At 34.9% G+C, this 24,712-nt stretch carries 21 protein-coding genes, 1 pseudogene and 1 other annotated feature; of the genes and pseudogenes, 6 read left to right on the top strand and 16 right to left on the bottom strand.

Features of this window, described 5'->3' with window-relative positions; translation table 11 throughout:
• Positions 1–494: 494 nt before the first annotated feature.
• The 14 genes from ACQKNR_RS23110 to ACQKNR_RS23045 all read right to left on the bottom strand — a co-directional run bounded on the left by ACQKNR_RS23110 (position 495) and on the right by ACQKNR_RS23045 (position 14,285).
• Complete coding sequence (locus ACQKNR_RS23110) at positions 495–1,373, bottom strand: methyltransferase domain-containing protein (protein WP_427320954.1); 879 nt, start codon at positions 1,371–1,373, stop codon at positions 495–497.
• A gap of 861 nt (positions 1,374–2,234) precedes the next feature.
• Entirely contained in the window at positions 2,235–2,606 is a 372-nt protein-coding gene (locus ACQKNR_RS23105; RefSeq protein ID WP_427320952.1) for a GntR family transcriptional regulator, read from the bottom strand.
• The gene (locus tag ACQKNR_RS23100) at positions 2,603–3,259 is read right to left on the bottom strand and encodes an ABC-2 transporter permease (RefSeq protein WP_427320950.1); all 657 of its coding nucleotides are present in this window, start codon (positions 3,257–3,259) and stop codon (positions 2,603–2,605) included. Before ACQKNR_RS23100 ends, ACQKNR_RS23105 begins: the two co-directional genes overlap by 4 nt.
• On the bottom strand, positions 3,252–4,106 hold the full coding sequence (locus tag ACQKNR_RS23095; protein ID WP_427320948.1) for an ABC transporter ATP-binding protein: 855 nt from the start codon (positions 4,104–4,106) through the stop codon (positions 3,252–3,254). Before ACQKNR_RS23095 ends, ACQKNR_RS23100 begins: the two co-directional genes overlap by 8 nt.
• Positions 4,107–4,923: 817 nt before the next feature.
• Positions 4,924–6,612: an arginine--tRNA ligase gene (gene argS, locus ACQKNR_RS23090; RefSeq protein WP_427320946.1), complete on the bottom strand. Its 1,689-nt coding sequence runs from the start codon at positions 6,610–6,612 to the stop codon at positions 4,924–4,926.
• 45 nt (positions 6,613–6,657) lie between these two features.
• Positions 6,658–6,872, bottom strand: a binding site (T-box leader).
• Between the two features lie 40 nt (positions 6,873–6,912).
• Positions 6,913–7,689 carry a class I SAM-dependent methyltransferase gene (locus tag ACQKNR_RS23085; RefSeq protein WP_427320944.1) on the bottom strand — a complete coding sequence of 259 codons (777 nt, stop codon included), beginning with the start codon at positions 7,687–7,689 and terminating at the stop codon, positions 6,913–6,915.
• Positions 7,690–7,738: 49 nt separating this feature from the next.
• Positions 7,739–8,173 (bottom strand): BrxA/BrxB family bacilliredoxin, encoded by a 435-nt coding sequence (locus ACQKNR_RS23080; RefSeq protein WP_098387880.1) that lies wholly within the window; start codon positions 8,171–8,173, stop codon positions 7,739–7,741.
• Positions 8,174–8,256: 83 nt separating this feature from the next.
• Positions 8,257–8,640 carry a thiol-disulfide oxidoreductase DCC family protein gene (locus ACQKNR_RS23075; RefSeq protein WP_427320942.1) on the bottom strand — a complete coding sequence of 128 codons (384 nt, stop codon included), beginning with the start codon at positions 8,638–8,640 and terminating at the stop codon, positions 8,257–8,259.
• 3 nt (positions 8,641–8,643) lie between these two features.
• Positions 8,644–9,771 carry a conserved virulence factor C family protein gene (locus ACQKNR_RS23070; protein WP_427320940.1) on the bottom strand — a complete coding sequence of 376 codons (1,128 nt, stop codon included), beginning with the start codon at positions 9,769–9,771 and terminating at the stop codon, positions 8,644–8,646.
• A gap of 158 nt (positions 9,772–9,929) precedes the next feature.
• Positions 9,930–10,268 (bottom strand): single-stranded DNA-binding protein, encoded by a 339-nt coding sequence (locus ACQKNR_RS23065; protein ID WP_427320938.1) that lies wholly within the window; start codon positions 10,266–10,268, stop codon positions 9,930–9,932.
• A 161-nt stretch (positions 10,269–10,429) separates the two neighbouring features.
• Entirely contained in the window at positions 10,430–10,684 is a 255-nt protein-coding gene (locus tag ACQKNR_RS23060; protein ID WP_427320936.1) for a DUF4318 domain-containing protein, read from the bottom strand.
• Positions 10,685–10,938: 254 nt separating this feature from the next.
• Positions 10,939–11,670 (bottom strand): Bax inhibitor-1/YccA family protein, encoded by a 732-nt coding sequence (locus ACQKNR_RS23055; protein ID WP_193410887.1) that lies wholly within the window; start codon positions 11,668–11,670, stop codon positions 10,939–10,941.
• Positions 11,671–11,745: 75 nt separating this feature from the next.
• Complete coding sequence (locus ACQKNR_RS23050; RefSeq protein ID WP_427320933.1) at positions 11,746–13,641, bottom strand: ABC-F family ATP-binding cassette domain-containing protein; 1,896 nt, start codon at positions 13,639–13,641, stop codon at positions 11,746–11,748.
• Complete coding sequence (locus ACQKNR_RS23045; RefSeq protein WP_427320931.1) at positions 13,638–14,285, bottom strand: HD domain-containing protein; 648 nt, start codon at positions 14,283–14,285, stop codon at positions 13,638–13,640. The genes ACQKNR_RS23050 and ACQKNR_RS23045 overlap by 4 nt, the downstream gene beginning before the upstream one ends.
• A gap of 109 nt (positions 14,286–14,394) precedes the next feature.
• Here ACQKNR_RS23045 and ACQKNR_RS23040 point away from each other — a divergent pair, with 109 nt between their 5' ends.
• From ACQKNR_RS23040 to ACQKNR_RS23020, 5 genes and pseudogenes are all read left to right on the top strand, one after another.
• Entirely contained in the window at positions 14,395–15,303 is a 909-nt protein-coding gene (locus tag ACQKNR_RS23040) for a hypothetical protein (protein WP_427320929.1), read from the top strand.
• 888 nt (positions 15,304–16,191) lie between these two features.
• Positions 16,192–16,978 (top strand): annotated as a pseudogene (locus tag ACQKNR_RS23035) (sulfate adenylyltransferase); the annotation flags it as partial.
• The gene (locus ACQKNR_RS23030; RefSeq protein ID WP_427320927.1) at positions 16,965–18,092 is read left to right on the top strand and encodes a glycosyltransferase; all 1,128 of its coding nucleotides are present in this window, start codon (positions 16,965–16,967) and stop codon (positions 18,090–18,092) included. The pseudogene ACQKNR_RS23035 and the gene ACQKNR_RS23030, both read left to right, overlap by 14 nt.
• A 207-nt stretch (positions 18,093–18,299) precedes the next feature.
• Complete coding sequence (gene gmd, locus ACQKNR_RS23025) at positions 18,300–19,274, top strand: GDP-mannose 4,6-dehydratase (RefSeq protein WP_427320925.1); 975 nt, start codon at positions 18,300–18,302, stop codon at positions 19,272–19,274.
• Between the two features lie 83 nt (positions 19,275–19,357).
• Positions 19,358–20,479 carry a DegT/DnrJ/EryC1/StrS family aminotransferase gene (locus ACQKNR_RS23020; RefSeq protein WP_427320923.1) on the top strand — a complete coding sequence of 374 codons (1,122 nt, stop codon included), beginning with the start codon at positions 19,358–19,360 and terminating at the stop codon, positions 20,477–20,479.
• A gap of 534 nt (positions 20,480–21,013) precedes the next feature.
• Here the strand turns inward: ACQKNR_RS23020 and ACQKNR_RS23015 are convergent.
• Positions 21,014–21,652, bottom strand: a complete 639-nt coding sequence (locus ACQKNR_RS23015; protein ID WP_427320921.1) for a DUF1796 family putative cysteine peptidase — start codon at positions 21,650–21,652, stop codon at positions 21,014–21,016.
• 260 nt (positions 21,653–21,912) lie between these two features.
• Positions 21,913–22,659: a sulfotransferase family 2 domain-containing protein gene (locus ACQKNR_RS23010; RefSeq protein ID WP_427320919.1), complete on the bottom strand. Its 747-nt coding sequence runs from the start codon at positions 22,657–22,659 to the stop codon at positions 21,913–21,915.
• Positions 22,660–23,118: 459 nt separating this feature from the next.
• Here ACQKNR_RS23010 and ACQKNR_RS23005 point away from each other — a divergent pair, with 459 nt between their 5' ends.
• Positions 23,119–24,279 (top strand): glycosyltransferase family 4 protein, encoded by a 1,161-nt coding sequence (locus ACQKNR_RS23005; RefSeq protein WP_427320917.1) that lies wholly within the window; start codon positions 23,119–23,121, stop codon positions 24,277–24,279.
• Positions 24,280–24,712: the final 433 nt, after the last annotated feature.

Here is a 24,712-nt window from a genome sequence, read left to right as displayed (position 1 = left end):
CCGCATTAACGGGCAGTAAAACTTCAACCTCAAAATTCCGCTGGAGCAAAGAAGTTAGATGGGAGATCAACTGCCCGTAAATGCCCGATTGGTTCAACTAATAATCAGTGGGGATGAACAAAACCCCCACTGATTAAAGTTTCACTTTATACTGCTACTTGCTTAGATTTTACACATCATATAGTATGTATTCAACTATAATCTCTTATAATGAATGATATTATCCTAATTTATAACAGAATATAGTAAAAACAATTGTTTTTCTCCGTATTTTGTTTGATTGTATGAAATAACATATAATGAGGACCTTATCTTTTTGAAACCCAAATTAGTATATGGAATTATATCGGCGATAATTCAAATATATCAACGATTCTTTTATTTTATTGGCGATTTTCAAATTATATCGATGGATTCTTATAATATATCAGCGATTAGACATTGGATATCGATTCAACGACAAAAAATGACAATTCTCATCATACCGCTACTTTTTAACATTCTATTTCACCAAATGTAATTTTCATATTCGGAGCATATACTAAAGATGAATGTATATGAAACGCTTTAAAAAATCGTAGTTCTGCTTCAAATTGAACTAACGCATCATCATATGTTAATCCTCTGGCTATTAAACGTTCTATAAATTGCTGTTTATCACCCGGATTGTCCGCAATCCCCTCTTCTTTTAATGAATGATACAAATCGTTTTTATCACTGTGATGCATATTTGAATCTAAAAAGTTCACTTTATCACTCACCCTACACTCAATATTTTTCACACCTAATTCACTTAAATACATCGGTATTTTCATACCGATATTACCATCCTTACCGTTTCTTTGCGTGTCTCTTTCAAATAACTTCTGCAAAGCACCTAGCTGAATAATTTCCGATTGATTCTCTCCATCTAGTACGTATGAAGACATGTTAGAAATCCAATGTGGTTCGAAACAGATTATTTTACCACCGTCTTTAATTGAATGTATCATTTTTTGTAGCATCGTTTTTGGAGTACTCATATGTAATAAGAAGGCATGACAGATTGCTATATCGTATTTATTTTTCAATTCAATTTCTACAGCATCTCCTTCAATAAATTCTGATTCATATGGAAGTGAACGAAACAATTCTCTCGCTTCAGCTATTAATGTTTCTCCGCTATCAATACCTGTATACTTTGATCCACCTGGAAGTAAAGGCAGCAAAACTAAGCCTAAATAACCATATCCACAGCCATAATCAACAATATGTACTGGCTCAGAAATCTTCCAAACTGAGTTCACTAGAAATCTTAAATAATCGTCATTATAATATAATTCTCTCGTATTTTTTAAATATGTGAGTTTACTGTTCCAATCGTACACTTCCAAATCTAACGCCCCCTTTTATATACAAAATTACAATTCTCTATTTCATAAAGATATTCCTGTACTTTAAATAAAGATTAACCAAAGTAGATTTGTTTCTTTATGAATTAATATTCATTTTCATGAAAAGTTTGATTGAAATTCATTACTAGCTTTAATGCGCGAAAAAGTCCTTTTGATTCAATGAAAGGTTTGCACCGATTACGTAATAAATTATATGTTTTCATAATATTACCCCCTCCTAATCAATTTCAATGGAGGGGATAATAAAGTACATCCGAATAAAAGACGACCAACGACAAAAATAATAGATAGCCAGAGTCCAACTTGGCTCGTTGATAAATACGAAGGAACCGTAATATTTCATGTAACTTTCAAAGCAACAAACACAATAAATGTGCAATCACATAGAGGTTCCTCTTGCCCGCCCTGATTTTCCCTTGTTCCTTTTGAACAATTGCCCACACTTGAACCATCCCTACTAAAATACCTATTACGACTCCAACTAATAACTACATCCATTCAAGCATTCCAATTCTGTTCGCCACAATGGATCACATAATCCCAACAATAAGAAGCAATTCTCCGATAAAAAATGTTTTCTCTAACATATTTACTACTCTTCAAATCCTTCTAATTTTTCACTGAATACTATCAATTTTTGTCATAGAATCAACTTTATTCATTTCAAACCTCCGACTTGCGTAGCACCTTATAAGTTATTGTAGCGCAGATGGTAAATACCGAAATGAGCCACATTAGAAGCCCTTGGTTGAGAAAGTTACGGTGACAAGAATATATTTCGTTAACAGATCTTCTCCTTCCCGCACAAAAAAGAACACATTTCGCATCACAACGCCTTATTTATACTGTATAAGCCCTCTTCAAAAGTTCAATGACTTCTTCTATTGTGAGACCAAAGGATTTGTAGTATGAAATATCGCTAGTCATTTGCTTTATGACCATTTCGTTACGTATTCGTAGTATCTCATCGGATGAGAATTCGGCTACAAAGCACCCTTTACCCGTTATTGTATTTATCAAACCACATCGTTCGAGTTCTTCCCAAGCTTTCTTTACGGTGATGATACTAACACGAAGTTCCTTGGCTGCTTGTCGAATTGGTGTTAAACAATAGCCGCTTTTTAATTCACCATTCAAAATTTGGGCACTTATTTGTTCGAAAAGCTGCTGATAAATTGGCTTTGCAGATGTGTTCGAAATTGCTATGTTCATTGTATCTCCACTTGTAGGAATCGCTTATACGCAATTCGATAAGCAATCAAGGTGAATGCAGCAAATATCACGATTCCTGCAATCAGGATAAATATTTGAAGCGCCATATTGTCAGCACCGCTACCATTGAAAATGTCAGACACAAAAGAATTCTGGATTCCAATCCATTGGGCACCCCCGGCAAAGACCATTGCGGCTGTAATGGATGCGAAGGTTGCTCCACCATATTTATACGCTGTCTTATAATACATGGAAATAAGAATGATGTTGAAGATTGCAAGCATGACAAAACATAGTCCCCAAAAGCCCATATGCGGCGCGAAGAAATAGTAGGTTTGATTCGAATATAAGTGAATATTTAGCATTCCAAAGATCATTGCACTAACGATATGCAATAATTCCAGAATGACAATAACGAACACCTTTGCCTTCACTATGTCTTTTCTGGTTACAGGCATCATAGCGGTAAAAATCAAATCGTTCTGAGTTCTATATCCTGCAAACATAATCGGTATCGTTATCCAGCAAAAATACAGAATGACAATAAAATATAACCAACCGGGAATAAGCATTAATGCACCCATTAAAACAGGTAATACAAAAAACGTGGGATTTAAGCCTAATTTTAATTCCTTCATAATTAAGTTATACATACTTATCCTCCTTTTTTGAGAAGTAAATCATGATTTCTTCTAGACTCGGCGTGGTTACTTTAATATTGGAGGAGGGATCGAAGTCTTTGGAGTGAATCAATCCTGTAAAGCCAAATGAATTTATTTTATAGGAAATCAACTTTTCTTTCACCTGATTTAACTGGTTTACGTTGCCGTTTAGTAGGTGATACGAGGCAATAAATTCATCTTTCTCAGAACTGTTAATAATTTGACCGTTTTCGATAAAGGTAATAAAATCCGCGCATTTCTCTAAGTCGGATGTAATATGAGTAGAGAAAATGATACTGATCTCGCCATCTATCACGAGCTCTTGAAAAATATCCAACAGATCATCTCTTGCGGCCGGATCAAGTCCGCTTGTCGGTTCGTCTAGGATGAGAAGCTTCGCCCCATGGGATAAGGCAAGGGCCAGACTGTACTTTACCTTCATTCCCGTCGACAATTCACATATTTTTTTGTTTTCATCCAATTTAAAACTTCGTAAATAGTTGTAATAGGTTTCATCATCCCAATTCGTATAGAATTTCTTAATCACATTGGTCAACGTCTTCATTTTGCTTCGAGTATAAAAATCAATACCGCTAAATGCGTATCCGATTTCCTGTTTCAATTCAATCTCGTATTCGGCAATATTCTTGTTTAAAATACGTACCTCACCGCTATCAAGATGAATCATGTTCAAGATCGATTTAATTGTGGTTGTTTTTCCTGCGCCATTTGCACCGATAAAACCCATAATATATCCCTTTTCTAGTTGAAACGATACATCCTTTAACTCAAAATTTTGATATTTCTTATTTAAATTTCTAATGTCTAATGCTAACATACAGAACCTCCTTATTAATTGTGTATACCGTATATGCACAATATATGTCGGAGTACTTGTTAAGATAACTATCAAATTTCTGAATTTGCACCCATTTTTCATACAACACAATATAAATTGTGTTGTACAAGTACAGCGTTTCATAAGTTCATTCCATGTAAAAAGAAACACCAAATGATAGAACCCCGGCACCGCTCTGGAGATTCCGTGACGTTCGAATCGGTTCAACACTGTGGTCATCGCACCCGATTGCGACACTGTTCTCGTTTCCCCCCTTTCTGATTGGCGAGGGCGATTCCATTGGTCACTGATACTTCACCTAATGTAGCTTTGAAATAAAGTTTTATCCAAAATATTTAACAAACTCATATTTTACAGCATAAAAAAAGAATCCGTTTTGACAAAGATTAATCAAAATGGATTCTTATCTTACAGATTTAATTTCCCTTAAACATCGTGACTTTATTTCAAACACACACTTTCACTTTGCGTCAATACATTCACCTATTTTAAATTCTATATTTACTCCAAACTCATTCGTACGATATACCATTTTGCGCGTATATCTACATTCGATACATTTATATACATATTGTTATTAATGACTTCACAATAATGTGAAATTAGCAATTCCTCATTATTTCTCAATGCTTTTATCAAATAATTTAATTCAAGGCATTGAAAGTATTCTTATTAACTCTAATTACTATTAATAAATCGGAAAGAAATTCTATCCTTCTACAAGATTTCTTTTTTCCCTAACCAACTATTACTTACTCATCACACTAAACAACCAGCTTTTCATTTTACTGCTATTTTACATCTCCTCAGGTGCCTTCACCCCAAGTAAACGTAATCCCTCTTTTAATACAACCGTCACAGCATAAACTAATGCAAGTCTACTGTCTTTCTCTTCGTTCGCTTCTAATATACGAACATTACCGTAATATTTATTAAACGCTTGTGCTACATCTAATACGTATTTTGAAATAATGGATGGCTCATTTTTGTTGAAGGCTGCTTCAATTACCTGAGGGAATTTATTGAGTAATTTTACGACGCTCCAGCTATAATCATCATTTAATGCAAAAGTACACGTTTCAAATTCTACACTTTCTTTTCTTAAAATAGAGCAAGCACGTGCATGTGTGTACTGTACATACGGTCCTGTTTCTCCTTCGAATTTCAACATATTTTCTAATGAAAATTCAATATTATGCATACGCTCATTTTTTAAATCGTGGAAGATGACTGCTCCAACACCGACTTGTTTTGCTACTTCTTCTTTTTGTTTTAAGTTTGGATTTTTCTCTTCAATATTTTGTTTTGCAAGTTCAACTGCTTCTTCTAATACTTCTTCTAGTAAAATAACTCTTCCTTTACGTGTCGACATTTTCTTACCGTCTTTTAAAATGAATCCAAACGGTACATGTTCCATACCATCAACCCAGTTGTAGCCGAGCTTTTTTAATACTGTAAAAAATTGATTAAAATGTAAACTTTGTTCTGGACCAACTACATATAGCGCTTTATCAAATTCATATGTGTTTTGACGATATAAAGCTGCCGTTAAGTCACGTGTTGCATAAATCGTCGCACCATCTGATTTTCTAATTAAGCAAGGGGGCATACCTTCTTCTTCTAAATTAACGACTAATGCACCTTCTGATTCTTCAAGCAGATCATGTTCCTCTAAAATTCCAATAAAATCTTCCATTAAATTATTATAAAAAGCTTCTCCTTGAAAATTAGTAAATTCTACACCAAGAAGTTCGTATATGCGAGAAAATTCTTTTAAGGATTCGTGACGGAACCAATTCCAAAGCTCGACTGCTTCTTCATCACCTTCTTCTAATTTTTTAAACCAAGCACGACCTTCTTCTTCTAGTTCTTCGTTCTCTTTTACTTCTTCATGGAATTGAACATATAACTTAAATAATTCACGTATTGGATCCTCTTTAACTACTGCTTCATTTCCCCATTTTTTATATGCGGTAATTAACTTTCCAAACTGTGTTCCCCAATCGCCAATATAATTAATTCCTACAACTTCATAGCCACATTTTTCGGCGATATGTTTCAGCGAATTCCCAATCATGGTAGAACGTAAATGCCCCATCGAAAAAGGTTTTGCAATATTTGGAGATGAGTAATCAATAACTACCCTTTTTTCACATCCAAAGTGATTTTGACCGTACTCTTCTTTCTCCGCTAAAATCGTTTTTAATACTGCATCACTTACAGTTTCACGGTTAAAAAATACATTTACATAAGGACCAACGGCCTCTACTTTCGTAAAAAACGGATCATTTAATTTCTCCGCAACTTCCTTTGCGATAATAGCTGGTGATTTTTTATATTGCTTCGCTAGTGAAAAACATGGGAACGCTGCATCTCCGAAGTCATCTTGTTTTGGTGTTTCGATTAAATCTGAAATTTGATTTTGCGTTAATTCATTCGCAAGAATATTCGATAAATTTTCTGTAAATTGTTTTTTATACTCCATACTACAACCTCCTAATTTTTTTAAATACAAAAAACTCGTCTCTATATAAGAGACGAGTTTTAACCCGTGGTACCACCCTTGTTGTTCATTACGAACCACTTTCCCGTTTATAACGAGGACAGGGGGCCTCGGCTTACTCTACTATTCGTTCAAGAAGCGTCTCCGAAGTGCGCTTCACCTTTTTCTTCCGCACTAGGCTCACACCATCCCTAGCTCGCTTTCCTTCTGAAAAAGACTACTCTCTTCATCACAGACAGTATATTTAATTAATTATTGCTTATTATACATCTTTTCAAACAATTAGCAAGGGTCAATTACACCAAAATGAAACTTTGCACTTTTTCTTTTGTATACGTGAAAATTGTGTTTTTCAAATCTAGAACTACGGAAATGATCTTTCAGAACGACACGCTTTCTCGCCACACGTTTCGCTTCCGCAATTGTTTCATCAGTAATATCATGATACAAAGCGAAATGTTTTAACCCTTTTATTCCATCTGATTCTATGACAGTTTCTTCAAACATTGGATCAAGGTAAACAACGTCATAACTATTGTCTTCACATTGTTTTAAAAATGTGAAATGCTCTGTTTTCTTGACATCGATTCTTTTCATTGCCTCATCGATTTCAGGAACGGATGAAGACCATGTTTTTAAACCTTTTTCCATTATGTAAGCCATATATTCGTTTCCTTCAAGTCCCGTTACTTTTCCACCTTCACCCACTACATAACTAGCTACAATACTATCTGATGCCATACCGAGCGTACAATCTAACACTGTCATTCCGTTCTCTAATTTGGCAGCTTGTACAAACGGGTCGTGTTCTCCGCGCATTAATCGTTTCACACGAAACATTGCTGAGTTTGGATGAAAGAAAAACGACTCTTCCGTACCTTTTGGATAAATAGCTAATCGGTTCTTCCCTACGACAAGTACATCTTGTTCGTGCCGCTCATGCATTTTGTGCACAGGTATATCATTACGTATAACGAAAGAACGATTTAATTCTTCCGCTACCTTTTTTGCATAAGCTGTCATTTCTTTATTTGTTCGTCCTGCTGTTGTTACTATCATTGTTTCACCTCTATATAAAGAAAAGAGGGAGATTTACTCTCCCCCTTCTTTAGCAATTCTTTTCAAAAGCTTGTTCTAAGTTCGTAATAATTTCGTCCATAGTTGCACCTTCAATTTCATGACGATGAATGAAGTGAACAACTTCTTTTCCTTTTAGTAATGCCATAGATGGTGAAGATGGAGGAATTTCTCCGAAGTATTCACGCATTTTTGCAGTAGCATCTTTATCTTGACCTGCAAATACAGTTACAAGATGATCAGGTTGTTTCTCAGCACGTACAACCGCTTGACCTGCTGATGGGCGTGCTAAACCAGCTGCACAACCACAAACTGAGTTTACAACTACTAAAGTTGTACCTGTTGCATTTTCCATAAATTCTGTAACAGCTTCTTCTGTAGTTAATTCTTCAAATCCAGAACGCACTAATTCTTGGCGCATTGGAATTACCATTTGGCGCATGTATTCTTCATAAGCATTTGACATCTTGTAATCTCTCCTTCAACTTTCATTCCAATTTCATCATATCACGCTCTAATAATAGGTGCAAAAGAAAGATAACGATGATTTCATTTTTTTGTAGGGATTTCACAAACCCCTTCACGGCAATGTCCGACTGGGACAAGTTCTCTATTGTTAGCGATATAATCGTATACTTTACTTCCAAATCCGAGTACGATAGATAGTTTTATAAAAGGAACTGCAAACCAATAAGCTGGGACGGCCTTTGCTAATACATTTATGCTATGAATGCCATCATACCACTTATTATTTTTAAAAATATACAGTCTTTGTTCCATCTTACTTTGTAGTTCTTGAGAAAGCTCATACTTCTCAACTACATCTTCATCGCGGAATGAAACAAATTCCATCTTTCCCTTTTTATCTAACCTTTTCGTGCGCTCTGCAACTGCAGTACACATCGGGCACCAGCTATCATAGAAAACGATCATATATTATTCCCCTTTACGAGACTCCGTCATTTGTTTCCAAACTGATCCTTTCGCTTCTTCGCCGCCTTCAATACGCTCCAATGCAAGACGAGCTTGCATCGCTACTTCAAACTCCGGATCATCTTGCGCTACTTTTAGTGCTGGAATAGCACTTTCATCTCCAAGTTCAAATAAGAACATCGCTGCACGCCAGCGTACTAATTTACTTGAATCTTTCAGAGATTTAATCATAACGAACATCGCTGCTGGGTCACCTACGTCTGATAAGCAATCTCCTGCAGTACGACGAACACTTACAGAACGATCTAATAACGCCTTATATAATAACGGCAATACTTCTTCCCCTTTTACCATACCTAAATAAGCTGTTGCTAAGCGACGGATTGATACTTTCTCATCATCTAACGCTATTTTCAATACGGGAATATCCTCTTCCGCTGGATCCATTTGTTCTAAAGTAGCAAAACGGTTTTTCCAGTCAGAATCTTTCATCATCTCTTCTGTTACTTTATATGGCTCACGCTTTTGAATCGTTACTTCAACAGCACCTGCTTGATCTAATAATTCTTTAACCGTTTGATTCACACGTTCTTCTGAATAAGCAGCAACAATTTCTTCTACTACTTCTTTCCCGATTTCTTCAAAATTACCGTAACGTGTACTTTGCTCTACCCATTTGCGCTCTTTCACAACGTTAGGTGCAGACATTTGCACTTTCATAATCGCTTCTTTAAAACGATCAGGTAAACCAACACGTTCTTCTGTCATTCCATCAGTTAACTTCACTTGCATCGGGATAGTAAAGAACATTTGAATAAACACTTTCACTTCCCCAAAATGAGACAGTTGTTGCTCTTCGCTTTCTTCTACCATTTCTTCACCGAAAACGGCACGAACTTGTTGTAATAAAACTTTCCAATCATACTTCGCATTTCGCTCCACTGCTAAAAAGTCTGCTACATGATACACACCTTTAATGCCTTCAATTTTTAAAATTTCTTGTACTTGCACTGGTGCTTGTGCTGCATTTTCATTTGTATAATTATTACGTGCTCCTGATGGTAATACTTCATTCAAAATAACTTTCATTGTATTTGGACTTGGCGTCGGTTCAATTGCTTTAATCTTCACGTAAAATAACTCTCCTTTATTGCATGTTCTTAGCTGTATTGTAACATGTTCTCCCTCTATACTCCTACTCGGATGCTTTATTTTGCTGATTTCTTTCCACAAGTTTATCAAAACACTTTTCACTGAAATCTTTCGAAGCTACTGTTTAAAGTCCCATTTTATTGGGATACACCCTCCCTCCTTCTCTCCAAAAATGTAATACTCTCAATCACAACTTCAGTTCTATATATTCTCTTCCCTTGTTCATCATCGTAATTACTCGTATGAATACGCCCGGTAATCCCAACAAGGGACCCCTTCGTACAATATTCATTGACATTTTCAGCCGACCTTCGCCAAACGACACAATTTATAAAATCGACTTGTTGTTCACCTAAACTATTTCGAAATCCTCTATTCACCGCAACACAGATTCGTGCATAAGCGACTCCTTGTTTTGTGTAGTATAATTCTGGCTCCTTTGTCAATCTACCGATTAATACAACTCGATTCATCATAATTTATACCACCTCACTTATTTTTCTTCATTGTAAAGAAAAATGTGTGCTGGGTAAAAAGTGCAAAATGATATGTTTGTAAGTAAATATTATTCTTTTATACCTTACAAAAGTAAAAAAGAAACCATACATATTTCAAACATGTATGGTTTCAAAATTTATTACACTTCACTACAAGATATGTAATATCCACCGCGAGCCATCTTTATTTCAGCATGGTACAATACATTTTCTAAGTAGAAAGTAATCGGTTTAACTTTACTCTCAAATTTTAGTTGTTCATTACATTCAGCTGCATATCCTTCGATAGCTAAACAAATGACTTCTACCGATGGATATGTTAAAGCTTCATCTAGTTCTATGAAAAAACCTTTAGAAAATAATTTTTTCATAATCCCTTTCTTCTCTTTCATCATATTCCATCCCCTCCAATTCAAGTTGTCACCATCCATATTGTACCATATTTTCAATTTATCCCGCATTAACGAGTAGTAAGACTCCCACTTCAAAATTCGACGAATGCGAGGGAGTTAGGTGGGAGATCAACTGCCCATAAAAGCCCGATTGGTTCAACTAATAATCAATAGGGATGAACAACCCCCCACTGATTAAAGTTTCACTTTATCTTTGAAAATAAAAAAATCCTGCATTTTTCATGCAGGATTTTTTACTAGTCATTTTTCGTAAAGTAAGAAACGAAACGAAGAATTTCTAAGTATAACCATACTAGAGTCATCATTAGACCCATTGCGCTGTACCATTCCATATATTTTGGAGCTTGGCTACGTGCACCACTTTCAATTAAATCGAAATCTAGTAATAAATTTAATGCAGCAACTACAATAACAACCGCACTAATGATCATACCGATTGTTCCACCTTGGTGAATGTATGGAACAGTAACACCAAACATATTTAGTAAGAATACGATTAAATACATTATCGCAATCCCCATTGTTGCTGCCATAACACCTGTACGGAATTTATCCGTTACTTTTACAACGCGCGTTGCATATAAAACTAACATTGCAAATAGAATTGAGATTGTTAGTAATACAGCGTTTAAAACGATAGAATCGCCAAATTTCATTGTATAAACCGCTGAAATACTTCCTAATACAACTCCTTCTACCGCCGCATAGATTGGCGCCCCAATTGGTGCCATTCGCGGGAAGAAGATAGATGCAAATGCGATGATTGCTGCAACTACTAATGCACCAATTAATACTGGCATTTTCATTGTCCCCTGCATCATCTGTATGTATGAATAGACAGACGTTGCAAGTAGCAAGATAAGCATAATGAACGTTTTGCCCACTGTTCCGCCAATAGTCATCGCAGAAGCGCTTGCTCCCTCTTTACGGAATGCCTCTTTTTTCAACATTGGATTAGATGTTCTCATTTTTTCCCTCCTAAAATAGGTTCTACCAATAGTGTAAAGTTTTTCTCTTTACTTTTCAATATATGCAGCTTGTTTTTATTTTAAACCTTCAACGATGTCTGATAGTTCGCTCCATCGCTCCATCGTTTTTTCTAACTCTTCTTCTGTTTTTTGTTGTGCTTCTGACAATTCTTGTGCTTTCGTAAAATCAGAACCAACATTCGCAAGTTTTTCTCCAATTGTTTCAAGCTTTTCTTCAAGTACTGCAATTGTATCTTCAATTGTTTCCCATTCACGCTGCTCGTTATATGAAAGTTTACGTTTACGTTGTTGTTTCGGTGCTTCTTCTACTACTTTTTTCTCTTTCTGCATTTCCGCTTTCTCAATAAGTTCTCTCGTTTTTTCCATTTCTAAATAATCAGTATAGCTACCTAGAAATTCACGCACTTCGCCTCCACCAGCAAAAATAAATAATTCATCTACCACTTTATCTAGGAAGTAACGGTCATGCGATACAGTTAAAACGACACCTGGGAAATCTTCCAAGTAATCTTCTAGCACTGTTAATGTTTGTGTATCTAAATCATTCGTAGGTTCATCAAGCAATAGTACGTTCGGTTCTCCCATTAATATACGTAATAAATATAAACGTCTTCTTTCACCACCAGATAGCTTACCAAGTGGTGTACCATGTGAATGTGGTGGGAATAAGAAACGTTCTAACATTTGAGACGCACCAATTACTTTTCCGTCTGTCGTATGAATAACTTCCGCAATTTCTTTAATGTATTCAATCATACGTTGATTTAAATTCATCTCTTCATTTTCTTGTGTATAATAAGCAATTTTTACTGTTTGCCCAACTTCAATTTCACCACTATCAGGAGATAACTTACCTGCAAGCATATTTAATAGAGAAGATTTCCCGCTTCCATTCGCTCCAATAATCCCGATACGATCGCCGGGTTTCACAATATGATTAAAGTTGTGTAATACCGTTTTATCACCAAATTTTTTCGTTACATCTTTTAACTCAAGTACTTTTTTCCCTAGACGGCTGCCACTAAGTGCAATATCAACTGACTGTTTTGCAGCTGGTCCTTCTTGTCCTTTTAGCTCTTCGAAACGCTGAATACGTGCTTTTTGCTTTGTCGAACGAGCTTTTGCACCACGGCGAATCCATGCCAGCTCTCGACGATATAAGTTTTGACGTTTTGATTCTTGCGCAATTTCTTGTTCCTCACGCAATGCTTTCGCTTCTAAAAACGTACTGTAATTCCCTTCATAACTATACAGTTTTCCGTTGTCTAATTCGAAAATACGATTCGTCACGCGATCTAAGAAATAACGATCATGGGTTACAAGTAATACCGCACCTGTATATCTTGCTAAATATTCTTCTAACCATTCAACAGTCTCATGATCAAGATGGTTCGTAGGCTCATCTAAAATTAATAGATCGGGTGTTTCAATAAAGCATTGCGCCATCGCGATGCGTTTTTTCTGTCCACCAGATAAATTTCCAACAGTTGCTGTAAAATCAGTAATTCCTAATTTCGTTAATAGCGATTTTGCATTCGCATTTGCTTCCCATGCATTCATTGCATCCATACGTTGTTGCACTGCAAATAATTGTTCTTGTACTTTTTCATTACTTGGATCTTTTTCAATATGTAATAATGCTTCTTCATATTCGCGAAGCAAACGAATTAACGGTGTATCACCATGAAATACTTGCTCTAGTACCGTTAAATTCTCATCAAAATCTGGTTGCTGCGATAAATAACTAATTGTATATCCACGTGTATGTGTCATATCGCCAGTATCAGGAATTTCAACTCCTGCAATAATTTTTAATAACGTCGATTTACCAGTACCGTTTACACCAATAATTCCGGCACGCTGTCCTTCTGCAATGCTAAATGATAATCCATCAAATAACGGTTTTTCTCCATATGATTTCGATAAGTTCTCCACTGTTAACATTTTCATATTTGTGCATTCCACTCTTTCATAAATTGTTCAATAAACTGTTCCATATAACGATGTCGAACTTCAGCCTCTTGTTTTGCCGCGTTCGTATTCATTAAGTCTTTTAATTTCAAAAGTTTTTCGTAAAAATGATTTAAAGATGGATCGTTATTTTTTCGGTATTCATCTTTCGTCATCACTTCACGAGGCGGAATAGTCGGATCATACATTAGTCTCCCTTTCGCTCCGCCATATGCAAATGTACGAGCTATTCCAATTGCACCAAGAGCATCTAAACGATCTGCATCTTGAACAATTTCCCCTTCAAGTGACTCAACTGCTCCGCCGTGGCCACCCTTATAAGACATGTTGGCGATGATATGCAGAATATGTTTACTTTCTTCCTCATCTACATGTAACTCTTCTAACCAATCAGAAACTTTTTTCATTCCTGCTTCTTCACTTTCATTTAACTTTTCATCTGCCACATCGTGAAGTAATGCTGCCATTTCAATTATAAAACGATTTCCACCTTCTTGCTCAAATAAAGAAATCGCCAGTTTATGTACGCGCTCAATATGATACCAATCATGCCCACTCGCATCTTTTTCTAAAATATGTTTTACAAAAGTAATTGTTTTTTGAATTTTTTCTTGTTTTGTCATTTTATCTTCACCCAGTTTCTTATTGTAACACGCCCGCATTTTTTCATCACATATTTTCTTGTCCGCCCATACACTAGGTGGTAGGCATCATCATGAAGGAGGAATAAACATGTTCTATAATAATCAACCGTCTTACCCACAACAACCATTTTACCCTCAACAACAGGAACAAAGATATGAAGAACAATATGAGGAACAAGATATGCAACAACAAGAACAACAATACGAACAAAATCCATACGTAACACCGCAAAATCAAGAACAACAATATCAACAAAATCCATATGTAGCACCACAAAGTCAAGAACAACAATACCAACAAAATCCATATGTAGCACCGCAAAATCAAGAACAACGATATCAGCAAAATCCATATGAAACACGTCCAAATTATGAATATCCTCAAAATCCATATGTAGTACCGCAAAATCCATATGTAGTACCGCAAAATCAAGAACAACAATATCAACAAAATCCATATGTAGCACCGCAAATTCAAGGACAACGATATCAGCAAAATCCATATGAAACTCAGCCTACTCAAGAACAACAAAATCCACAGACAACTCAGCATATTCAACAACCACAATATCAACAAAACCCATATAAAACTCAGCCACAACAACCACAATACCAACAACAAATGTATCAACCAAACTACGACGCACGTGTCTCACCACCTGCACCACCAACAATCGATCCGACGCAACCACAAACTTTACCGCCTGGTCCAACATTAGATATTACACAGCCACAAATCTTACCACCTGGACCTATTACAGAACCGACACAACAGCAAATTCAACAAGTTGTCGGTACACAATTTTTACCTTTAAAGAAACCTGTATTAGATTTCGTAAAACCTTGGGTAGATTACGGTTTAAATGAAGCGAAACATACATCACATAAACACGCTTTAACAGAGGTTGCCGCGATTATGTTTTTAGTTGGAAAGGGGTTTAATCCAACAATTGCTCATTATATTGTAGAATCTTGGGAGAAGAATGAGCAGTTTTAGAATAGTTTATTTGATAAAACTTAAAAATATAAAAGTGCCAAACCTCCTATGACACAAGGGATTTGGCACTTTCCAATATCCAGAACAAATTTTATTAGAATAATTATTTTTATAGATTTTCATACTTTTTTATATAGTACGTGGACAAAATGTGCGCAAATATACGAATCACATTTTGCTGTTGGTGCATCGGTTATTTAAACCAATTTTATGAGCTTTATATGAGAAACCAACACTTTTTCCTGTTGGTACTCGGGCAGTTTCTTGATAACTTGCCTTTCAATATGGGTTCATTGCAGCTTTTACTTGGGGAAAGATTAAGAGATTGGTATATTTATTTTAGAACAATATTCCAATATAAAACGTTACCGCAAAAAAGAATTGGAGGAAATGCTATGGAAGCAAACCATGCCCGGACATTGTTGTTGGTGGGATTAATATACTAAAATATTATCCCTTATGTTTTTTCTTCCTGCTGCTACTTATGTTATTTCAAATATAACAGGATCAGTCTGTTCAAAACCAGAAAGAATTCATCCATCAATTATTCGGACTAGTCGCATAAAATACAATTCCACTAGAAATATATACGCTATATTCTCTTTTATTTTATCTTTGCACCAGAACCCAAAATATCATTAAAATAGGTTCCCCACAATTCCACAATAAAATTTCTCCTCTTCATACTTAATAAGAAATACTAAGTCCTTTCCTATAAATCTAGCTTACAAATGTATAAGTTCACAAAAATAGTGTCAATTCACTAAAAAAAACATATAAAGATAATGACTATTTTATATAATGGAATTGATAAAACATTGGGATATAATTACGTATTTTTCATCTACACATTCTATAACGAAAGTAAAGGTACGATAAAGTATTACAGCACGGCTCGTATTTGGTACAACAGAAGTTGCTCATCCAGGTGTAAAAAAATTATATGAACAAGGTGATATATATAGCCGGACCTATTTCTTTGTTAAATAAACCTTCACACAAAAATTTTCAAGATTTTTATATGGATCCAAAAGAAACAAGAAATATGTTTTACGATTTAGGTTGGAAAACGATCGTATGGTTTCAAACACCAAATCCTGTGCATCGTGCACATAAATACCTACAAAAAACAGCACTTGAAATCGTTGACGGGTTATTATTAAATCCACTTGTCGGAGAAACAAAAAAAGATGACATCCCTGCAGATATTCGAATGGAAAGCTATAAAGTATTACTGAAGAACTATTATCCAGCTAGTCGCACCCGCCTCGTTATCTATCCTGCCGCTATGCGTTACGCAGGTCCTCGTGAAGCTGTTATGCATGCGCTTGTAAGAAAAAATTACGGTTGTACACACTTCATTGTCGGTCGCGATCATGCAGGAGTAGGAAATTATTACGGAACGTACGATGCCCAAAAAATCTTTCGTAATTTTGATCCCATTGCAATTGAAATTCAACCACTGTTTTTCGAACATAGTTTTTATTGTAAAAAGTGTATGAACATGGCTTCTATAAAAACATGCCCACATTCTAATACCGATCGTGTTATTTTAAGTGGTACCCAAGTTAGAGAAATACTTCGCAGCGGACAAACTTTGCCGTCTAAGTTTACTCGCCCTGAAGTGGCGGAGATGTTGATGAAAGGAATGAAGCGAAGCAATGCAAAAGATTGAAGCAACACCATTAAAAAAAGGCATTAATCTAGTAGGATATGCACGTGCCGAATTTGGACTAGGAGAATCTTGTCGCCTAGCAGCAAAATCCATTCAAAGTACAAATATTCCATTTGGCATTATTAATTATTCGCTTCCACATGTAAAATCATTAGATTTCTCTTGGAAACATAAAGAAATAACCGATCCTATCCACGATATTAATATTTTTCATATGAATCCAGATGTATTTCCAACCGCTTATACGCAGCTTGGACATCAATTTTTTAACGGTCGCTACAATATTGGTTATTGGCATTGGGAGCTTCCGGAGCTTCCTAGGGAATGGTATACCAGCTTAAAACTTGTCGATGAAGTATGGGTTCCCTCATCTTTTGTACTAGAAGCTGTATCCAAAAAAACAAACCTTCCTGTAACCCATATTCCACACTGCATCCAAGTAGAATGCTCTGAAGGTATAAGTCGTGAATCCTTTAATTTACCGACAGATCGCTTTTTATTTCTTTCCATGTATGATCCTAGAAGTATACAACAACGCAAAAATCCAGTTGCGTCTATACAAGCATTTCAAAAAGCGTTTTCTAAGGATGATTCTTCCGTTGGGCTTGTTTTAAAAATCAATAATTCAAATTTTAATCTTGCAGAAGTGAAACAGATTCAGCATCTAATTCGAGATAATAGTAATATTTATCTCATTAATCAATCATTAAATCGAGGAGAAGTAAATGCCTTAATTCAATCGGTTGACTGCGTTGTCTCTTTACACCGTTCTGAAGGATTTGGACTTGTACTAGCAGAAGCAATGTATTTTGGAAAACCAGTAATTGGTACAAATTGGTCTGGTAATACTGATTTTATGAACGCAGATAATTCTTGTCCTGTCAATTATACCCTCGTTCCAATAAAACAAAATTACGGTCCTTACAAACATGATCAAATATGGGCTGAGCCAGATATTGAGCATGCTGCTTATTTTATGCGCCAGCTTACCTCCAATCAAACACAGTGTAATCTTATCGCAAAGAAAGGACAAGAGACCATTATAACCTATTTTTCACCAAATGTGACTGGAAACATGATTGAAGAACGATTGACAGAATTAGGATGTATTTAGTGTATAAATCATCTATTCCTTATTCTAGAGAGACGAAACAATAATTGTAAAATTGTTTCGCCTCTCTATTTTACTGAGTTCTTCCATACTCCCTATCCTATTAATGTAATGGTGAAAGTAAACGGTATTTCAGTAGCAGTCAAGGTATATGAAACATATGATTAAAGGAGGTAAAAGTTTTGATTACATTCAGCATGGGGTGAAAATATGAAACAAGCATTCATTACTGGAATTACAGGCCAGGACGGTTCTTATTTAGCAGAATTATTGTTAAATAAAGGATATAAAGTTTATGGGTTAAAAAGACGAACTGCAACAGAAAACGATGAAAACATTAAACATCTAAAAGACGAGATTGAATTTCTTTCAGGTGATTTACGTGATTTATCTTCCTTAATTCAAGCTGTTAAAGTTTCCAATCCAGATGAAGTATATAATTTGGCCGCCCAATCTTTTGTCGCAACCTCTTGGATTCAACCTATTTATACAGTGGAAATAACTGCCCTTGGAGTCACAAATATGCTTGAAGCGATTCGGCTTACCAAACCAGATGCTAAATTTTATCAAGCATCTAGTAGTGAAATGTTCGGAAAAGTAGTGGAAACTCCCCAGAAAGAAACAACTCCATTTTATCCAAGAAGCCCATATGGAGTGGCTAAAGTATACGGACATTGGATTACTGTGAACTATCGAGAGAGCTATGATAATTTCGCATGTTCAGGAATTTTATTTAATCACGAATCTCCTCGCCGCGGTTTGGAGTTCGTTACAAGAAAAGTAACAGATGGAGTGGCTAAAATTAAACTCGGGTTGCAAGATAAACTCCATTTAGGCAACTTGGATGCGAAGCGAGATTGGGGCTATGCCGGAGATTACGTTAAAGCGATGTGGCTTATGCTCCAACAAGAAAAGCCAGACGACTATGTTATTGCTACTGGTGAAACTCACACAGTTCAAGAATTAGTTGAAATCGCCTTTAGTTATGTCGGATTAAACTGGGAAAATCATGTCATTCAAGATCCAAAGTTTCTGAGACCCGCTGAAGTAGATCTTCTATTAGGAAATCCAGCAAAAGCGAAAAAAGCATTAGGCTGGAAACCAGAAGTGAAGTTTAAAGAACTAATTACAATGATGGTCGATAGCGATTTAGAACGACAACAACAGCAAAGAAAAGGATTATGAGATTTGATTTTATAACCTTTTTATATTACCTATCCCTCTTGACTTGTACTTTAACTTTATTTTTATGTAGGGAGGACATTTTGATGACAAAATTTTATCCTATCGCGAGTCCTATATTAAATGGAAATGAAAAACAATATGTCATGGACTGCCTCGATTCTAATTGGATATCTTCAAACGGGTCATATATTCAAAAGTTTGAAGAACAATTTGCACAGTACTGTGGTGTGAAACATGCTATTTCTTGCAGTAACGGAACAACCGCTTTGCATCTTGCTCTGTTAGCATATGGGATTAAAGAAGGCGATGAAGTAATAATTCCGACTTTCACATTCGTTGCAACAGCAAATGCAGTCGTCTATTGTGGAGGAACTCCTATATTTATTGATTCTGATTCAACAACATGGAATATTGATCCTGCGAAAATAGAAGCAAAAATCACACCGCATACAAAAGGAATTATTCCTGTTCACATCTATGGTCATCCAGCTGATATGGACCCTATTAAAGAATTGGCAAAGAAATATAATTTATTTGTTATAGAAGATGCTGCTCAGGCTGTAGGAGCGCAATACAAAGGAAAAATGACAGGAGCAATTGGTGATTGTGCTACTTTTAGTTTGTTTGGCAATAAAATTATTACAACCGGTGAAGGTGGAATAATTACTACTAATGATGACCACATAGCTGAAAAGATTCGAATTCTAAAGTCACAAGGAATAGACTTAAAACGCAAATATTGGTTTCCAGTTATCGGGTATAACTACCGTATGACCAACATTCAGGCAGCAATCGGCTGCGCTCAACTCGAAAACATTAACTGGCATATTCAACAACGAATTAGAATTGCTAATCAATATACGCAAAACTTAAAAAATGATCATCGTCTCATATTACCTATCGAAAAAGAATGGGCTAAAAATGTATATTGGATGTTCAGCATAATATGTAAAGATTTTACTGAAAACGAACGGAATTTGTTAATGGATCGCTTAAAAGATAAAGGAATCGAAACTAGACCTTTTTTCTATCCTATGCATGCATTGCCTCCTTACCAAAATTTACAAGATCCAGTAGAATTCCCTATAATAAATCGTATTTCTGCTCAGGGTATTAATGTTCCAAGTTACGGAAGCTTAACAGATGATGATACTCGATATATTAGCTTGAAAATAACGGAAACATTAAACGAGATAAATACTTAGGAAATGATATCAAGCTTTTATCTCCCAACTGAAGAATGAAACACCACTCACTTGCTTAATCAAACTAACAAAATTCACCTTACTACAAATATAATTAACTTCTCTGTTTCAATCCTTATTCTCCATATTAGACAATAAAGCAAGCTTGGCCGAGAGATGATTAAAACACAACTCCTCTCCAAAAAAATATGTAGCGATAGTAAAGTCTAGTATCATTAAACATCGAAAGTATTAATTATGTATGGACACATCTCTTCTGCTATGCATTGTACTGAATTCACTATGATGTGTCCTTAGAACTATCAACACGTTAACTACAAGAAAATGGATATTATACCCAAAAAGAATTGATATTTAAAATAGCTCGTTCACCTTGCATTAAAGTAAGAAGACTTAGACTGTAGAAAGGGAACTAGCATGTACAATTCAAGTTAATATCTTTCACTTCTTTTACTCAATGAAAACCTTATGCTTAAAGCCTCCTTAAATTATTAATGTGCTTTGAATAGAGGTACAACTATAAAATCATTCTATCTAAGAAGTTAAAGTGATCCCATTAAATAACATTGTGCATGCATCTTTATTGCGAATGTAATCCCTTACTGGATACATTTTAAATTGAACAACACAAGTATGCTTTAACTCCCAGTCAAGTTCTTTTATTTCCTCTATATCTCCATCTAAAATAAGAAGAACCTGAAAGTTATGTTTAACCATACTTGATAAAATTTTTTCAAGCTCAGCAGCTTCTTCATACGTTCCACCTGAGCGTACAAAAAGAATCCATTCACTTGTTTCTGTACAGTTTAAGAAACGTTGAATACGGCGATTGTATTTTTCTTTTATCTCCGTATATTGTGGGAATGAAGTTGGAGTATTAACAGTTGCTAAAAAATCGTGTACGAAATCTATATTGTACAAATTATCTCTAAGTATTAAATTATGTCCACCTTCAGGCGTGTAACAAACAAAGGTAAGGTATTGTAATTCTAAAAAATTAATAAATCTATTGTTTAATAGTTGGTTTACATCTTTTAAAGAGGGACTTCTCACCCAATCTAAAAATCCAGAAAACGGTCTTAACTTAAATTGATTTAACCAAAAGCCTACATAACAATCTGCTCCCAAACTAAAAATTGCATGATAATTTCTTTTAATATCTGCTAACTTCATTTCTGTATTCACCCCTTTATTCTATAGAATATGTTTTATAGATAGACAAGTTGCATTACAAACTTAAAAATAGACTTTATATAAAAATAATATTCTATATATCCTATCCATTTTGATTTTTTTACGCATAAGCCATTACTATGCAGAATACAAAGTGTTGTATTTTCATATCAACAACAGAACAAAATAAATCCTGTTCCAGTCCTTTAAATCGCCCCTAAGATATATCTGTTACAATCATTCAAATAAAAAAACAAAAACTAATCATTAGTTTGAAACGCGCGTAATTCTCTAATTGAGGCAGCATCTAAGGAAGCAATCTTTTTTTCTAACATTTCTTTAGCATAATTATATAATTGAAAATCCATTTCATTTTTCTCTACAATCTTATCAATAACTGTCTGCGGAATTTGTTCCCTTTGAGCTCTTTGTGCATTAACATTTAATTTTTTATATGTAACATTCTTCCAATTAAATTCTTTTTTCATTATATATAAAGATTCATCAAACAACTCCGTAATACCTACTACAGAAAAATAATTTGCTATAGTCTCTTTTGCTATTTCTAAATCTGCAACATCACTACCTGTAATGAAACGAGATTGGAAGTTAATCGTATAATAATCAAAATCTGGATTATTTATATAATCATCAATTGTCCCTTCAAAAAATAATTCTTTATATTGATCTAGATTCTTATGTGCAAAATAAAACCATGAAAGGACTTGCTCAACTGGATTCCTTAACATCGTAATATAAGTACACGGTCTAGAAATATGGTGATGTACGCCAAACAAGAGATGACCACATAAAGTATCAGCTGTTGTTAACTTTTCTTTTAATAACAACACACTTTGCTGATTCAATCCATACCGATCAACATCGTAGAGGATATTATCAGAGTATTGCCTATAAATTATATCTGTTAATGTAGTTCCTCCCGCTTTTGGTATGTGAATATAAATCAACAAAGGTTTTTGTTTGCTACTATATTGCTTTTTTGTCATATAACCCCCACTTTCAGTCTAATAATTATGTGATTTGTATATATTTCATTTCAGTATATGAATCATAACATTTTTCATAACTGAAGATCCGTCTCGAATCTATTGTTTTCCCATAATATACTTTATACATTTCACATAAAATTATTTGAGTCACTATCCTACTCTTATGAAGTAAAACTACTATCATTGGAGGCTCCACTATCTTCTTTAATTCTCTCTAACTCTTGAAATAGAAGATGTTATTGCTCACAAATAGGGAACAAAATATAAGAACGAATTACACTGAACAAAACGAGCTTATCAACTAACTTTTCGTCTCGAAGAAATGTACGATCTATGTAAAACGTTATCCTTCATTGACATCTAATACATAATTCGTATGATGCTACACAAAATTGTCTAAAATCGCATAAATTGGATAGAAACTTGTATATCATGAGATAAAGGTGGTACAAACTGATGAGAATTCTAATTTGGACTCAAAACGAGTCACCTGGCGGGGGAACAAGGCTTTTAGCTAATCTTCTACCAGCTATGGCCCGACAAGATGATATTGAGTTGATTCGAATAATTGTCTCTCCTAAATCCAAATTTAAAGAAAGAATTAATACAACAAACTTATCAAACGTTGAAATAATTTATTTTGATGGGGAGATTAATTCACAAAAAGGAAAAAATTTCATTAAAGATTGTCACGTCATCTATTATTTTTGGCCGCATCATCAAAAATATGTTGATGTTAACAGACCTAGTGTTTGTACATTTCACGATGCTACTATTCTTGATTTTGTTCCTCCATTTACAAGTGGAACATATATAAAGGAATACTGGGAAGACTTAAAAAAATGGTTAGAAGGTTGTACTACTGTAATAGCCCCATCACAATATGTAAAAAGCCGTATCATTGCACACTATGGAGATGATTTGCAAAGTACCGTTGTTATTCCTCATGCTATTTTGCCAATGGGATATTCTTCTGAACAATTTTTAGAATCAAGTTTTACATCTTTCTTACCCACTGAATACTTTGTATATCCTTCCAATACATCTCCGCATAAAAATCATTATAATTTGCTGCTCGCATACTCAAAATTTACAAAACGAAAAAAATATCCGTTAGTTCTATTTGGCCCTTATACAGACTTACTTCAAAATGAGCCACCATCATGGCCAGAAATCCCATTTATTCCGACGCTTGTTTCTTTAATAAATCGATTAGAACTACGGAGAAGTGAAGATATATATCCAATTGGATTTGTAACTGATCAAGATGTTGCACCTCTTATAAAAAATGCTAAAGCATTAATTATGCCCAGCTTGTCGGAAGGTGGAGGAAGCTATCCTGTAGAAGAAGCGTTAAGATTAGGAGTTCCAGTTCTTTGCTCCGATATTCCTGTTATGCGTGAGCACCTATCTCGTCATAGTGCAAAAGTCGTTTGGTTTAACCCAGAATCGGTCGATTCAATTTTGCAAGCTCTTGAAGAGATAACTGTAAATTATGATGAGTATAAATTATCTACTTTCCAAGGTATAAACGATCCTGCTGAATCATGGGAAGATATTGCAAAAAAATATATACATGTAATGCGCCAAGCATATCTCAAGTATTACAATAAATAAAATGAAACTTCTTTATGTATCTTAAAAGAAACCCTACTCCCACAAATAGCGAGATAAGTATTTAATAGTTATACACAATCAATATATCTTCTTCACCCGCATTTTAAATTACGATTAGAGCAAAGCTTTTCATATAAAGATAATTTTATATAATTTTTAAGAATCCCTAATAGCTTACACATACTATTAATTAGCGGGCATTATTTATTTTTGATTTATAAAAACAAGCCACACTTACCCTAATATATGCTTTATACCCCACTTCTGTACTATAAAGGCCGTATAACACATAAACTGTATACAACTTTAAACATTAGACTTATCCGCTTTGCGGTTAAAACCGAACACTATTGCATAGTGACATAATCAAGCAGAGAAATAATATAATAAAACGTCACATAGCATTATTGACCACATTTAAAACAACAGTTAG

The organism is Bacillus sp. NPDC094077 (assembly GCF_050279465.1).
GTDB lineage: Bacteria > Bacillota > Bacilli > Bacillales > Bacillaceae_G > Bacillus_A.
This window is presented reverse-complemented; position numbering and strand designations above follow the sequence as displayed.